The following is a 13,008-nucleotide window of genomic DNA, read 5'->3' as shown; positions in this document are numbered from 1 at the left end:
TATCGTCTAATCGAGAGGGTCTGCTGGCTGGCGCTGTTTCCAGTTTCCGTACAGTCGGTGCCAGCCTTGGTTATGCCGCTCGAAAACGACCGGATGACCATGAAACATACTTAACCGTTTAATATCGCTGAAGGGTATGACATTTAAATGATAGCCCGCGTGGCGAATAGAGGCGCCGTGGCCCACTACCAGCTGTAGTCGTTTAGCCCCCTCAAGTCGCGGCGGTATATCTAAAAGTGCTTGTAAATGTGCAGCGACCCTTGCGCCTGCCTCCAACAGGGATTCCGCGCCGTCGAAGGGCAGCCTGAAATCGCTGGCTGATTTCCAGCCCTTAGGTAAGGGCTCAAGGCGAGGGTCGAGGGTGACGATCCGTTCTATTTCTTGAATGCTCAGATTGGCCAGCGCCCCAACGCTGCGTTCACAAAGGGCCGAAAAGCTGCGCGAACGGGGTGGCTCCGCAAACAGCGGCGTTAGCTCTTCGCGGAAGATTTCGGCCGTTTGCCAGGCTCTTAGCAGCGTCGAGCAGTGTATCTCCGCATTGAGCTGATAGCCTGAAGTAGTTAGCCACGCGCCGAATCGCCGCGCCTGCTCTCGAACGTCCTCCGCACCCTTTTCCGTGAGCGGGTAGGGCTGCAGGGCGCTGGGTGTATCCGCCAGTTGTGAATATTCACCGTGCCGAATCAGCGCCAGTGCCACCATCAGAGAATACCTTTGGCTTGGAGCAGCGCAATGGCACGCTCAAAATCGATGGTACCGGTGAGGCGCAGCACTTCAACGCTCGCTAGATGTTCGGCATAGATCTTGGCAGATTGGGCTTGCTCGGTGGGAAAGTGGCCATCCACGTGCTGAAAAAATGGCCCTGGGCTTTTGCGTAAGCCCTCAAGCGCCTCAGGTGTTTGGGTGCTATCCACGCTACTCAGGGCTGTCGGGGCGGTAGCGTCTAATGCCCAGTCCAGCAGTATCAGGTGTTTGAGCGTGCCGGAGAGAGCGGTTTTACCCTCGCCATAGGCGTTAGGAATCAACACATCGTACTTCTGCTCAATATCCCATAGCTGGCTTTTGGGCATGTCGGTAAATCGGTCGCGCTCTTCAGTAGGCAATATGTCGCTCAAACGCGGGGAGTTGATCAGCGTGCCTGGGTTAACGCGGGGGTGCTTGGCGACACCGAGAACGCTTACCTGGTCGTTTTCGGGCTTAAACAGAATCCGGTCATTGGAGAGAAAGCGCGCCTTTGCGGTTTCCAGCGCTTTCAGCATTAGCGTCGATTTACCACCACCGGAGCTGGCGGCAATGGCCGTAACGTTTCCATCGATATCAAAGGCCGAGGCGTGGCCGAGCAGGTAACCATGGCGCTGATGGTGATTGAGAAACTGGTTGTTAATAAAGTTGATGACTTGCGATGAGTGCTTGTTTAACTCGCCAATCGCAGCTGGCGCCGTTAACGATTGGAACAGCACCATCCCCGTGCGTACTTTATGAATCCAGCGCCCTTGAGGCGTATCCACGTAGGCCTCTTTCAGCCCCAGAGCGCTGGTTTTGGCCCGTGTTACCGCTGTCCACTCGCGGCCGCTGGTATCCGCTTGCTGATCCAACAGCCATACCGGTAGTTCTGGCTGGTCAAGGGTATGGACTTCTTTCGGGAGCAAACCAGACGCCGTTAAACCAGCATAGTAAACCTCAAGATGGTCAAGAATGGCTGGGTGGTCGGCCAGCACGCGAATTGTTAAACCATTGAACGTCAGCGGTAACGCATAGGTGCAGGCGGCCTTTGCCTGATTGATTTGTTGATTATCAAAAAGGTTGATCATTCACCTGCCTCTGTTGTCTCTGTCTCTGCTGTCTCTACCTCAAGCTGGCTAAGCACATAATCACACAGCTTCTCAGCAGCATCGATACCACAGCCTTTTTTCGCGCCGCTAAATCCGCCAAAGGCCGAGACCTCAAAGACCACGGGCCCTTCATCAGTCAATGCAATGTCTACAGTGGTAAAGCTTAGGTCGAAGCATGACTGGGCTTTTAGGCCAAGCTCAATCAGCTCAGGGCTTGCATCGAAGGTTCGATATTTGCCCCCGCTGTGTATCGTTGTATTCCACGACTTGTCATCGCCAACACGGGCATAGGTGCACAGGTACTTGCCGCCTAGAAATACCATGCCAAGATCCTGGCCGCCCAGGTTGACGAACTTCTGAAGGTAAAAAAGGCCATGCTTAGCCTTAAATTTATTCAGTATTTGGGTATTGGCTTTAACACCATCTGCCGCTTTTAACACCACCATGCCGCGGGCTTTGGTCGAGTAGAGCGGTTTTAGGATCGCCTTTCCGAACGCCTGGACCGCCTCCAGCGCCGCATCAGTGCTCTCGGTTACTCGTGTGGCGGGCAGTGGGATACCGCCGGATGCCAGGGCGGCGGTGCCCTCAAGACGATTAATTAGGCGCCCCACCTGGCTTGGCGAGCTGAAACAGCGCACCCCGTCCGCTTCAAGGGTTTTGAGCATGCGCAGTCGGTCGTCGGCGGCAGGGGAGTAGGTTTCGCTTATTTTTTTGATGATCACCCCGTCAAGCGTGTTGAGCAGGGTGTCTCGATAACGCAACTCGCCGGTTTCAAGTTCCAGCACTACGTCAGCCATATCGACGACGCAGCGGTAGCCGGTGCGCTGTTCCAAATGATTCGCCAATACCTCGGTTGACCATTTGCCAGGTATCCCAATGACCGCAATTCGCTTATTAATCACTAAAAATATCCTCTAGGGGAAGCCTGTACTTCTCTATTTTCTCAGGGGGTAGAAGTGTTATGGCCTCTAGCAGGTAGCTCGCTCTAAGGGCGAGTCGGTTGGCAAAACGGTTGTCGTAAATAAAGCGCGTAGAGGTGGCAAAGGAACGCCCTAGCGCGATGGCTAGCCGCGCATCAAAGCTTACATCGTTATTCTCTTTGGCGAACCGGCGTGCAAACTGATAGAGCTGTCTGATCAATCCCATTAGTTCGGCTCTAGGGGCCGCATCCATAATGGGCAGCCGATAAATTGACGCCATCAGAACAGATAAATCCTGAACATAATCAGAATAGGAAGCGCGGTGCAGGTCGATAAAGTAGATGCGATTTTTGAGTTCGTCATAGATGAGGTTGTCGACGTTAAAGTCGCCGTGGATCAGCACGGAAAATGGCGCCCTAAGCTGACGCTCTAGGGACTCTACGCGATCGATCAACTCATCAAAACTGGGGCGGGGCAGTCCGCAAATGGTTTGGTGTGTATGAAACAGTGTCGGGTGCGTGTGGCGGGTTTCGGGCATGCGTTTACGCAACTGCTGCATATACTCGGGTTGAGCCGGCTCGTTAGTACGTGATGTCTTCCAGATCTTTCTCAACGTCCGTTGGAGTGTGTGGGCAAGTTGCTTGGCGGATTTCCACTGGTCGTTTAACAGTAGTGACTCAAGCGTTCGGCCGGGAAGGTGTTCGATCACCATTGAACCCAGCTCATCCCCCTGCTCGACATGGTGCGAGAGAACCGTTGGAGCCACCTTCGGATAGACCCGTTTCCATTGATCTACCCCGTAAAGTTCTTCAATGACTTTCTGGCTTTCACCCTCTTTGTAGACTGCCATCATCTTGCCAGAGGTGGCGTGCTCGGCTCTCAGTGTGGCAATGGTGCTGCCGCTGCGGGTAAGCGCCAGCCGCTCAACGGTAAAGTCGTCATTCTGGGCGGTCATCGCGTGGGCGGCATTTTTCAGTTGCTTGTAGTTTTGCAAGCGTACGGCAGGGCCGAAGTTGGCGGCGAGTAGGGCGTCGGCAAGCTCCGAAAGCAGATGGATCATACGGTTAAGCTGAAAATCCACCACGGCGCTGTTACGCATGCCTGAAGCGTCCTGCTCAAAAGCAGTGGTTAAGCGGGCGGTTATTTTGGGAATTCGGCGTCCAATTTTCAGGCCTTGGCGAGTGTTTGCATCATCGATATTAATGATCACCAGCTTCAATGATTTACCCACCAGTCGAATGAGCTTGGCGTACTCTTTTCGCGATTTATCGGGAAGCTGCTTTAGGGCCTTGATGGCGGTGAATTCAAGGCAGGATTGGCCTAACTGGTCAAGTAGTCGGGCTAAGCGCTCAAGGGATTTGGATTGTTGAAAACCCTGCCCATCGACTTTGCGTCGCTGCACATCCATGGCGACGGCGAGCTCAACTTTCTCCACCAGCGTGTTCCTATAGCCTGTGCGATTGATCAGGCGCCGAGAAACGGATTCACTTGGCTGAGTCACATAAACTTCAACTAACTCGAAGTGATTTTCAACTTCGAATCGTAGAAAATAGAAATGCTCCAAAATCGACGTATTGATACGCTGCCTCACCAAGATAACGTGCGCTTAGGTGGTTACTGCTTCTGAGAGTCAACAGTATAAGTAACAGTGCCATCTTTTACGTTACATGTTTCTTACAGTTCAAAGAGTTGTATGAAAAAAAGACGTTTTATCGGTACCCGAATGTGTCTGCCCCGTGAGATTGGCAAGGGGCGGGATCTGCGTCTGGCCAGATACCGAAAAGCCCCCGAGCTAGGGCCGAAAATACTCTTCTTTAGTGGCGGTACGGCACTGAGACATTTTTCTGAGGTGTTGACGGACTATACCCATAACTCTATTCATCTGGTTACCCCTTTTGATTCAGGAGGCAGCTCGGCAGAGTTACGCCGGGCCTTCGCGATGCCTGCGGTGGGCGACCTAAGGGCACGCCTGCTTGTTCTGGCTGATGATTCAGTCACCGGGCACCCTGAGGTGGCTGCGCTTTTTTCACATCGGCTAGTAGCACAGGGGTTGGAAGACGCGGCGGCAAAGGCAGCACTTGAGCAAAGCCTGCAGGCCCTTGTCAGTGCTAAGCACCCGCTGCTCAAGGCAATTGCTGAGCCCATGCGGTCACTGATCCAGAGCTATATCGCCGTATTCTACAAACATATGCCCAATAATTTTAACCTCGCTGGAGCCAGTGTCGGGAACCTCATCTTGACCGGCGGCTATCTGATTCATGATCGCTCCCTGGATCCGATCGCCTTTCTCTTTGGCCAACTGATCAAGACCCGCGGCACCGTTCGGACAACGACGGATGCCAACCTTCAACTGGAGGTATTGTTAGAGAGCGGTCGAACGATTATTGGCCAACACTGCTTTACCGGCAAAGAGACGGCTCAAATCGATTCGCCTATCAGAGCGATAAAATTATCAGGCGAGGCGGACGATATCGATACCTTGGATGCCTCCAAAGTATGTAAAGAGACCCGTAAGCTCATTGATTCGGCAGAGCTGTTGGTTTTCCCGCCGGGCAGTTTTTATAGCAGTGTCATTGCCAACCTGCTGCCCAAGGGGGTTGATAAGGCATTGGCTAAAAACCCGTCACCCAAAGTGTATGTGCCCAGCCTGGGCACTGATCTTGAAACGCTTGGCATGACGTTGGTGGATCAGGTGCAAGTGCTCAATGAGCATTTGTCTGGCACACTCGAACCCTTATCGTCTAAGCGGTCTTCAATCGATTTTTTACTGTTTGATTCGCAGCTTCTGAGTGTTTCGGCTGATCAGATTGAGACGCTACGCGATGAAATGGGTATTCAAATTATTGATCTAGACCTTGCGCCGGAGAATGCTGATACCCAACGTTACGATGACGTTAAGCTGGCTGAAGCGCTGCTTGGGTTGACCTGACACCGATATACTCTAAATGACCTTGGGCATTGCTATGCGTCTTAGTTACCAGGGCCCGCTGCCTGAAATGGTGGGGTTTTTGCTACTGCCGCAGTATTCGATGATGGCCTTCTTTGCAGCGGTGGAGCCGCTGCGAATTGCCAACCGCATTGCCCATCGACCGCTGTTCGACTGGACGTTGATTAGCGCTGATGGTGGGCCGGTGACGGCGTCGAACGGTATGACCTTGATGGTGGATCACGCAACGGCGGATGTTCACCATTTGCCCTCGCTGGCGGTATGCAGCGGTTTTACCCCCGAGGCGCATCTTACCCGGCCGTTAATGGCCTGGCTTCATCAGTTGGATCAGGCCGGTTGCTGTTTGGGGGGCATCGATACGGGGGCATTTTTGCTCGCCGCCACCGGGTTGTTAAAGCACGAGCGGGTGGCACTGCACTGGGAGAGTCTGCCCGCGTTTCGTGAGCGTTTTCCGGGTATTGACACTACCGATGAGCTTTACGAGTTGGGCGAGCGGCGCTTCTCCTGTGCGGGTGGGGCAGCGGCGATGGATATGGCGCTGGAAGTGATTGCCCGGCGGCATGGCGCAAAGTTGGCTATCGATGTCTCCGAGCAACTGATCCATGACCGAATTCGCACCCGCAGCGATCAGCAGCGCATGGCGTTGGTGAAGCGCTTAGGCACGCATAACCGGCGTGTTGTGGAGGCGGTTGCGCTGATGGAGCAGAACCTGGAAGAACCGCTCCCCCTTGACGAGATAGCCAGCCAGGTAGAGGTATCGGTGCGCCAGTTGCAGCGTCTGTTTGAGCAGGAGCTAAACGTGACCCCGCGTCAATGGTATTTGCAGCTGCGTGTTAAGCGCGCCCGGCGGCTGCTGGCCGAGACTGACTTAGCGGTATTAGAAGTGGGCGTGGCCTGTGGGTTTAGTTCGTCGTCGAGCTTTGCGCGTACGTTTCGTGCGCATTACGGCTACTCGCCTCGGCAGGTGCGTTCTGCCATAGCGGAGAAGGCCTTTAAAGCGCAATGAGTGTCGCTTAATGTCTGATAAGCGTCGCTTAGTGTCTAGTGATAGGAGAGTAGCCGCGCATACTAGCTAAACCCAACTAATAAAGAGGTATAGCCAAATGTCGGTCACAACTAGCTTCGCCACCACTAGCTCTGCCACTACCAGCCCTACCACTACTAAGACGCTGTCGTTGACAGCGGGCTTTTTACTCGCTGCGTTTGCTGCCACACCCGCCATGGCAGAGCTTGATGAACTGCGCTTTGGGGTGCCGCCGTGGCCAGGGGTGACGGTAAAGTCCGAAGTGGCGGCCCAGCTGCTTGAGACCATGGGGTACGAGACCCGACAGCAAGATTTAGCCGTGAGCGTTATCCTCGAAGGCTTAACGCGAAACGACTTGGAAATCTATCTAGGCGGCTGGTATCCCGTTCAGACTGATATGGTCGAGCCCCTGGTGGCCGACGGTAAAGTCGAAAAAGTGGTTTCCAATATCCGCGGCGCCAATTCCGGGCTAGTGGTTCCCCAGTATGTTTACGATGCAGGCGTCACCACGGTGGCTGAGCTGGCAGAGCATCACGACCGCTTCGATGGTGAAATTCAGGGGATTGAAGCGGGCACCGGTATTAACGATGCGATTCTCAATGCCATCGATAATGATCTTGCGGGGCTGGACGATTGGCAGCTCCGCGAAAGCTCGACTTCGGCCATGCTGGCCCAGGCTGAGCAAAAAATGGCTGATGAAGAGTGGGTGACCTTTGTCGGCTGGGAGCCTCACTGGATGAACGTGAGCTTCGATCTGGCCTATTTAGCCGATAGCGATGATGCAGGTGTGGCCTCCATTGAAAGCACGGTATGGACGATTACGCCTGCCAGCCTGGCGGACGAAGCACCTGAGGTTCACCGCTTCCTGTCGCAGTACGTGGTCGATATCGAAGATCAGAATGACTGGGTGCACGAGTACAGCTACGAAGAGCGCCCGGCGGATGAAGTGGCTAATGAGTGGATTGGCAACAACCTGGATACCGTTGCCGAGTGGCTGGAGGGTGTTGAAACCCGCGATGGGGAATCCGCCATTGAGCAGGTGCGGGCCCAATTTAGCTCTTAATAGTTAATAGCACGGCTCTTAATCACACGATTCGTAAAGCCTAAGCTGCGATTAACGCCAAACAGCGCCTAATTAAGGCGCTGTTTTAGTTGTTGGCAAAAGTCCTGCCAAGCCGCACTCATATCGGGTAGCAGCGCGTGGGCGTGAAGGGCGGCATGAACCATGTTCGGGGCGCAGCGATAGCCTATCGAGGCACCTTCCTCACGCCAATTGGCTATTGCGGCTTCGATGGGGAGTGTCAGTGGATCCCTCTCCACGGTCAGCATTTCAATGCTTGCGGCAGGAGGGCGGCGATCACGCTGGGTAGCAATGATGTCAGGACACTGTTGACGAATGTCGAGTACATCATCCCGTGAAAGTAGCGGCGCATCTTCTCCCAAGCATTCAAGGGAAAGCGCGCCAACGGTTGGGTAGATCAATCCTAGCGGCGGCGCTTCATTCTGCTGATGGGCAAGGTCAATGGCTATTCGTCCGCCCGCGCTGTCACCCACCAGCGCAACAGGATAAATCGCTTCTAACACCGTACGGCAGTCTGCCAACATGGTGGGGTAATCTACCTCTGGTGCCAGCCGATAGTTAACGCTTACCACTTCACGCTCAAGCATCTGGGCTAGGCTGGCGGCGGGGCCATGGTGGCTCTCCGCTGAGCCGATGGTAAAACCGCCGCCATGGATAAACAGCACGCAGCCGGACGTTTGCTGCTGGGGAGTAAAACGGCGCACGCTAACACCATCCACAACGCTATTTTCGATCCGCATTCCCGCCGGGTTAGGTGGGGAGAACGTTCGGCAAAGCTTGTCGTAGGCGCGCCGCGCCTGTGGCAATGGCAGATCCTCCATCACGGCCAGCCCGGCGCTAAAGCGCTGAATGAAGTCGTCCACGTTCATCGCTACTGTAACCCTTAGCGCCGAATACCAATGGTGCGGCCAGCAAGCTCGGGCCAAGCGTCTTTATGGGCTTGAGGTAGTTCTGTCACGCGATTTGCGACCGCTTCTGGAAACGGGCTTGGACGCCCAGAGGCTTGTTTCATGCCCATCAACATCTGTTCGCTGGTCGCTATCAGGTTGCCTTCGTCATCGAACAGGGTGAAAAAGACGTGCAGGCGCTTTGTATCGCTATCCAGTAGCGTCAGGCTGACGTTCAGGGCTTGGCCCTGGTGTGCCTCGCGGCGGTAGCAGAGGTGCGTTTCCAGAGTATAGATCGTGTAGCCATAGTGTTCTCGGCCCGCCTCATCCAACCCAATGGTGTCGATAAGCGCCTCGCAGGCCAGAGAGAAGACGCGGGCGTACTCCGCGTCGTTCATATGCCCGTTGTAGTCGACCCACTCGGGAGCGACGTGGGTTTCATAAATAATCATTAAATGCGCCCCTGTAAGCCTTCGGCTTCCGGCCAATATTTTTGCACCACCTCGAGCAGCTCGACTAAAAAGTCATCCCGGCGCCGGTCAAGGGTGGCCACTGATCGTCCTGCCGCTTGATGCTCACAGCCCTCGACGACTTTATCAATCAGTTCATCGGTGAGTTCCGGGGCCTCCAGCTTGGTCCAGGGCAGTTTAAGCGCTGGGCCAAACTGCTCCAGCATATGGCGCATGCCTGGCTCGCCGCCCGCTAGGTGGAAGGTTAAGAACGTGCCCATTAACGGCCAGCGGAGTCCACAGCCGTAAACCACGGCGGCATCGATCTCTTCGGTGGTCGCTACGCCATCGTTAACCAGATGCAGGGCTTCCCGCCACAGCGCCTCCATTAAGCGGTCGGCGATGTGGCCCTCAATTTCACGGCGAACCACCAGTGGGCGCATGGCGAGCGCCTGATACAACCCTTGGGCGCTGGCGATCTGTGTGAGCCGGGTGGCCTTACCGCCAACAAGCTCGACCAATGGCAGTAAATACACCGGGTTGAAGGGGTGAGCGACGATCACGCGCCCAGGCGCTTGTTGGCACTGCTGCTGCAGGTCGGTGGGTTTAAAGCCGGAGGTAGACGAGCCAATAATGATGTCCGGTGAGGCAGCAGCGTCAATCGCGGCTAAAATCTCTTGTTTTAGCGGTAGGCGCTCGGGCACGTTTTCCTGAATCAGGTCAGCGCCATCCACGGCTTTTTTAATCGTATCCGCAAAGGTTAACCGCTCAGGGCTAGCATCGGGTGCTAAACCGAGCTGGGTTAACGAGGGCCAGGCATTGTCGATAAACGATTGGGTACGCGCTGGCGCCTTGGGATCTGGATCGAAGGCGACGACGTCCCAGCCTTGAGCAAGGGCGCGGGCAATCCAGCCGTTGCCAATCACGCCGGTACCAATAACAGCTAAGCGGCTCATACATCACCTCCGACTGCGTTACCCATGATACGTCCGGTCATCGGGTCGCGTAGTTTGAGATGAACGCGGGTTTCTGCAGGCGTCATTACACGGGCGCCGAGGTTCTCAATAATGGTCGAGGCTTTTTCGACCAGTTGGCCGTTATTGGCCAACACGCCTTTCTCTAAAAACAGGTTATCTTCCAAACCAACCCGGGCGTGGCCCCCCAGCAGCACCGCCTGGGCGACCATGGGCATTTGATGGCGGCCAATGCCAAAAGCGGCCCAGTTAGCGTTGGCAGGGAGTTTGTTGCGCATGGCCAGCATCGTTTCAGTGTCCGCTTCAGCACCCCAGGGAATACCCAGACAGAGCTGATAGAGCGGGTCGCCATCAATCAAGCCCTCTTGCTGAAGCTGGCGGGCAAACCAGACGTGGCCCAGATCAAAGCACTCCAGCTCCGGCTTAACGCCTGCGGCCTGAACTAGGCGGGCGTGTTCACGCAGCCAGTCTGCGGGGTTTACGTAGACCATATCGCCAAAATTGAGGCTGCCGCAGTCCAGCGTACACAGCTCGGGAAGCAGCTCGCCGACCGGGGCGTGACGCTCGGCGGGTGTTTGGATATCGGTTCCTGGGCCGCCGCGCGTTGGGTCGGTGGCATCGGGTATCCAGTCGCCGCCGCCACCAGCGGTGATGTTCATCACAATATCCACATCGGCCTCGCGTACGCGCTCCATCACTTCGCGGAACTGCTCAGTAGAGTGGCTGATGCCGCCGGTCTCCGGGTCGCGAACATGGATATGCGCGATGCTGGCCCCGGCATGCGCCGCTTCAATGCAGGAAGCTGCAATGGCCTTGGGTGTAACAGGCACATTGGGGTTTTTTGCGGTGGTATCTCCCGCGCCCGTCACGGCACAGGTAAGAATGACATTGCGGTTCATGGCGTGCTCTCTAGTCAGCAGTTTATTCGCTTACTAGTGTGTCGCCGTGTGCAGACATTAGTTGTCATAAAGCGACATTCGCTATACATAAGATGCGATTTTTGAGCTTCGTTAATTAATCTACTCCATCTCATTCCTAACGATGGGGATTACTCACTTTGAAATGTGCTGATTAGAAACTTGGTTAGCGGGAAATATTGACCGCCATGGCTGCCGATCTAAACTAAATAAGCCCATAGCAAAGCTGATAACAAGTACAAACAACGTTATGAAGGAGTGCCTTCAATGTCCTATAAACCCGTTCTGCGGCCGCTATCTACGTTCATCGCTTCTGCGGTGATCATCGGCTTACCCGCTGTTGCGACTGCCAATGAGCCTGAACTCAGCCAGACTGAGGTGTTAACCGGTCTTGAAAACCCGTGGGATATGGCCTTTCTGCCTGATGGGACGATGTTTTACACCGAACGTTGTCGAGGGCTGTCGGTACGGCTACCCGATGGTGAGGTAGAGCACCTGCTAGGCATGGAAGGCACGGACGAGTATGCCACCACCGCCGATGATCTTGTCTGCGAGGGGCAGGCGGGGATGAACGGTGTGGCGGTCGACCCCGATTTTGACGAAAACCGGACAGTCTACGTTTACTCTGCTTCTAACATGTCTGAGCCACGCACCAATCGTGTGCTGCGCATGACGGTAAACAGTGAGTTTAATGAGGTATCGGATCGTACCGACATTGTCGAGGATATTCCGTACAAGCCTGCCGCCACCGACCATCCGTTCGGCGATGCTGGCGCCCATAATGGCGGACGTATCCGCTTCAGCCCGGAGGACGGTTACCTCTACGTGACCACCGGCGATAACCATAACAGCGAGATTCCTCAGTCTCCGGAGCTGCTAGGGGGCAAAGTTCTGCGCATTGACCGGGATGGCGAGGCTGCCGAGGGTAACGAACCGCCTGAGGGCTTTGATCCGCGGATTTATACCTATGGTCATCGCAACGTACAGGGCATTACCTTCCATCCGAACACCGGCCAGCCAATCGTAACGGAACACGGCCCCTGGCATTCGGATGAGATCAATGCGCTGGTCAATGGTGGTAACAGCGGCTGGGATCCGAAACCCAATATGGCTGGCCGCGGCGATTGCCCAGATGATTACTGCGGTTATGAGCCTAATCAGACCGAGGGGATGGATCCCAAAGAGCGTGCGGCCTATATGCCGGTGACCGACACCGAAACCTACCCTGACGCTATGCAGCCTGCCTGGAAAAATGATGGGCTTTCTCAGGGCATCTCTTCTGCCGAGTTTCTGACCGGTGAGCAGTGGGGCGACTGGGATGGCCGTCTGATTGTGGGTTTTATGGGCATCGGTTTTGGAGGCACCCCGGTAGGACAGCGCATTAACCTGATTGATATTGCAGAGGATGGTCTTTCGGTCAATGACGTTGCCGAAATGCCGTTGCCCATGGGGGCGGCTCGTTTCCGGTCGATAGTGCTGGGCCCTGATGGTGATCTTTATACGGCAGTTGATGAAGGCAGTATTTACCGCATCACACCGGAGTGAGCTATTGGCAGCCGCGCTGGCGTATGCCTGTGCGGCTGCGCTGTCTTCAAGCCGTCTTAAGCTTTTTGATCAAGATCACTCCAATGGGAAAAGGTCACTATGAAGGTATCACTGTTTTGCGTTATTGCGACGGCGCTGCTAATGGGGTCGGCTACTTTGCAGGCGGCAGATAAGTCGACGGGAGAAACACTCTATGCGGACGCCTGCGCCCAGTGTCACGGCCCAAATGCACAAGGGATGGCTAGCTTTCCATCGCTTAGTGGTCGGGACGCGGAGTATATTACTTCTCGCCTTGAAACGTATCGGGCCGGTGAAAAGGTGGGGTCAAACTCCTTTCTGATGATCCCCAACGCCACTGATTTGTCCGACGATGATATCGCCAACCTCGCCGCTTACATCGCAGATAAGGCTGAGTGACTCAGCCCTTTGTATTAG

General features: G+C 55.1%; 13 protein-coding genes. 5 read left to right on the top strand and 8 right to left on the bottom strand.

Features of this window, described 5'->3' with window-relative positions:
- Positions 1 to 6: 6 nt before the first annotated feature.
- The 4 genes from HZS52_RS20075 to HZS52_RS20060 are packed head-to-tail and all read right to left on the bottom strand — an operon-like array spanning position 7 to position 4,184.
- The gene (locus tag HZS52_RS20075) at positions 7 to 699 is read right to left on the bottom strand and encodes a histidine phosphatase family protein (RefSeq protein ID WP_190373475.1); all 693 of its coding nucleotides are present in this window, start codon (positions 697 to 699) and stop codon (positions 7 to 9) included.
- Entirely contained in the window at positions 699 to 1,808 is a 1,110-nt protein-coding gene (locus tag HZS52_RS20070; RefSeq protein ID WP_190373474.1) for an HprK-related kinase B, read from the bottom strand. Before HZS52_RS20070 ends, HZS52_RS20075 begins: the two co-directional genes overlap by 1 nt.
- Positions 1,805 to 2,731 (bottom strand): GAK system ATP-grasp enzyme, encoded by a 927-nt coding sequence (locus HZS52_RS20065; RefSeq protein ID WP_190373473.1) that lies wholly within the window; start codon positions 2,729 to 2,731, stop codon positions 1,805 to 1,807. Before HZS52_RS20065 ends, HZS52_RS20070 begins: the two co-directional genes overlap by 4 nt.
- Positions 2,724 to 4,184 carry an aminoglycoside phosphotransferase family protein gene (locus tag HZS52_RS20060; RefSeq protein ID WP_190373472.1) on the bottom strand — a complete coding sequence of 487 codons (1,461 nt, stop codon included), beginning with the start codon at positions 4,182 to 4,184 and terminating at the stop codon, positions 2,724 to 2,726. The genes HZS52_RS20065 and HZS52_RS20060 overlap by 8 nt, the downstream gene beginning before the upstream one ends.
- A gap of 258 nt (positions 4,185 to 4,442) precedes the next feature.
- Between HZS52_RS20060 and HZS52_RS20055 the strand changes: the two genes are divergently transcribed.
- The 3 genes from HZS52_RS20055 (at position 4,443) to HZS52_RS20045 (ending at position 7,783) form a co-directional block, all read left to right on the top strand.
- Positions 4,443 to 5,678: a GAK system CofD-like protein gene (locus tag HZS52_RS20055; RefSeq protein WP_223827973.1), complete on the top strand. Its 1,236-nt coding sequence runs from the start codon at positions 4,443 to 4,445 to the stop codon at positions 5,676 to 5,678.
- A 34-nt stretch (positions 5,679 to 5,712) separates the two neighbouring features.
- Complete coding sequence (locus HZS52_RS20050; RefSeq protein WP_051052095.1) at positions 5,713 to 6,702, top strand: GlxA family transcriptional regulator; 990 nt, start codon at positions 5,713 to 5,715, stop codon at positions 6,700 to 6,702.
- Between the two features lie 97 nt (positions 6,703 to 6,799).
- Positions 6,800 to 7,783, top strand: coding sequence for an ABC transporter substrate-binding protein (locus HZS52_RS20045; protein ID WP_190373471.1), 984 nt, complete (start codon positions 6,800 to 6,802; stop codon positions 7,781 to 7,783).
- 68 nt (positions 7,784 to 7,851) lie between these two features.
- On the opposite strand, the gene HZS52_RS20040 is transcribed toward HZS52_RS20045, so the two are convergent.
- The 4 genes from HZS52_RS20040 to HZS52_RS20025 are packed head-to-tail and all read right to left on the bottom strand — an operon-like array spanning position 7,852 to position 11,010.
- Positions 7,852 to 8,670 (bottom strand): alpha/beta hydrolase fold domain-containing protein, encoded by an 819-nt coding sequence (locus HZS52_RS20040; RefSeq protein ID WP_190373470.1) that lies wholly within the window; start codon positions 8,668 to 8,670, stop codon positions 7,852 to 7,854.
- Between the two features lie 14 nt (positions 8,671 to 8,684).
- On the bottom strand, positions 8,685 to 9,140 hold the full coding sequence (locus tag HZS52_RS20035) for a thioesterase family protein (RefSeq protein ID WP_190373469.1): 456 nt from the start codon (positions 9,138 to 9,140) through the stop codon (positions 8,685 to 8,687).
- On the bottom strand, positions 9,140 to 10,093 hold the full coding sequence (locus HZS52_RS20030) for an L-carnitine dehydrogenase (protein ID WP_190373468.1): 954 nt from the start codon (positions 10,091 to 10,093) through the stop codon (positions 9,140 to 9,142). The genes HZS52_RS20035 and HZS52_RS20030 overlap by 1 nt, the downstream gene beginning before the upstream one ends.
- Positions 10,090 to 11,010, bottom strand: a complete 921-nt coding sequence (locus HZS52_RS20025) for a beta-keto acid cleavage family enzyme (protein ID WP_022524059.1) — start codon at positions 11,008 to 11,010, stop codon at positions 10,090 to 10,092. The genes HZS52_RS20030 and HZS52_RS20025 overlap by 4 nt, the downstream gene beginning before the upstream one ends.
- Before the next feature lie 285 nt (positions 11,011 to 11,295).
- On the opposite strand from HZS52_RS20025, the gene HZS52_RS20020 reads away from it, so the two are divergent.
- Together HZS52_RS20020 and HZS52_RS20015 are read left to right on the top strand one after the other, a co-directional pair.
- Complete coding sequence (locus tag HZS52_RS20020) at positions 11,296 to 12,573, top strand: PQQ-dependent sugar dehydrogenase (protein ID WP_190373467.1); 1,278 nt, start codon at positions 11,296 to 11,298, stop codon at positions 12,571 to 12,573.
- A 99-nt stretch (positions 12,574 to 12,672) separates the two neighbouring features.
- On the top strand, positions 12,673 to 12,990 hold the full coding sequence (locus HZS52_RS20015; protein WP_159176567.1) for a c-type cytochrome: 318 nt from the start codon (positions 12,673 to 12,675) through the stop codon (positions 12,988 to 12,990).
- Positions 12,991 to 13,008 lie beyond the last annotated feature (18 nt).

The organism is Vreelandella titanicae, from assembly GCF_014697095.1.
Taxonomy (GTDB): domain Bacteria; phylum Pseudomonadota; class Gammaproteobacteria; order Pseudomonadales; family Halomonadaceae; genus Vreelandella; species Vreelandella titanicae.
This window is presented reverse-complemented; position numbering and strand designations above follow the sequence as displayed.